Annotated in this window: 2 protein-coding genes; one reads left to right on the plus strand and one right to left on the minus strand. The window is 34.2% G+C overall.

The features are described 5' to 3' along the window. Positions 1-193 precede the first annotated feature (193 nt). The gene (locus BBROOKSOX_RS11715) at positions 194-646 is read left to right on the plus strand and encodes a mobile mystery protein B (RefSeq protein WP_257607883.1); all 453 of its coding nucleotides are present in this window, start codon (positions 194-196) and stop codon (positions 644-646) included. A 52-nt stretch (positions 647-698) separates the two neighbouring features. On the opposite strand, the gene BBROOKSOX_RS11720 is transcribed toward BBROOKSOX_RS11715, so the two are convergent. Beyond that, a partial coding sequence (locus BBROOKSOX_RS11720; RefSeq protein WP_218973762.1) for a hypothetical protein occupies positions 699-941 on the minus strand: 243 nt, incomplete at its 5' end.

Here is a 941-nt window from a genome sequence, read left to right on the forward strand (position 1 = left end):
GTGTGCTAGTGTAATAAGTCCAATGCGAGAAGTTAAAAGTTCGTTAGTTGTATCAAGTTTGTAGTTTAAAATGTTCATAAACGCATAAAGTTTGGTTGGTTAATGAGGGGCTTGATTGCCTTTGGTTTTCACCTAATAGGTGAAACTGTTTTTTGGTTGAAATCATTATACCAGTTGGGGTTTGTGCGTTTTTTTGGTTTTTATTTTTGGATTGGGGGATACTGATTTTTTCTTGAAATTACACAAAGAAATGTTTGGTGATGTGTGGGATTGGGCTGGAGAAATAAGAACGGCCGAGCTTAATTTTGGTGTTAAAGCTTATCTTGTTAGCACTGAGCTTAAAAAACTAATCGATGATTTAAGTTTTTGGCATGAAAATAAAACATTTAACACTATAGAAATCAGTGCGAGACTGCATTATAGAGCAGTGGTTATTCATCCATTTTTAAATGGAAATGGCAGGTGGTCTAGAATGCTTGCCAATATCTACTTAAAGCAAAATGAATTAAAACCTACAAAATGGAATGAAGACTTACTTGCTCAGGAAAATATCCATAGAGGTGATTATATACAAGCCTTAAAACAGGCTGATAATGGTGATTATGAACTACTTATTAAGTTGCAAGGTAATTTGGTTGGTGGGTAATTTTATACAGATTTAAGGCATATCTTAAAAGGAGGGTGAATGCACTGTTATATTATTTCAAAGGGAAAATACGAAATAGAACATATATTTTTGGAGCAACAAAAGATGAGGTTGTTGAAAAAGCTAGACCAATGATTGACAGATGGTGGGAATATATAGCAAAAGTGTAAAATATATTGAGACCTTTGCATAAATAGGGATGATTAGCAAAATCCAATTTTTGCCCAATTGGTGATTTCTTTAAACCTTGTCCTAGCAGGGCTAAGGCTGGGTTTAAAAAATCGCCAAGTGGGTG

It is taken from the genome of bacterium endosymbiont of Bathymodiolus sp. 5 South (assembly GCF_900128535.1).
GTDB lineage: Bacteria > Pseudomonadota > Gammaproteobacteria > PS1 > Pseudothioglobaceae > Thiodubiliella.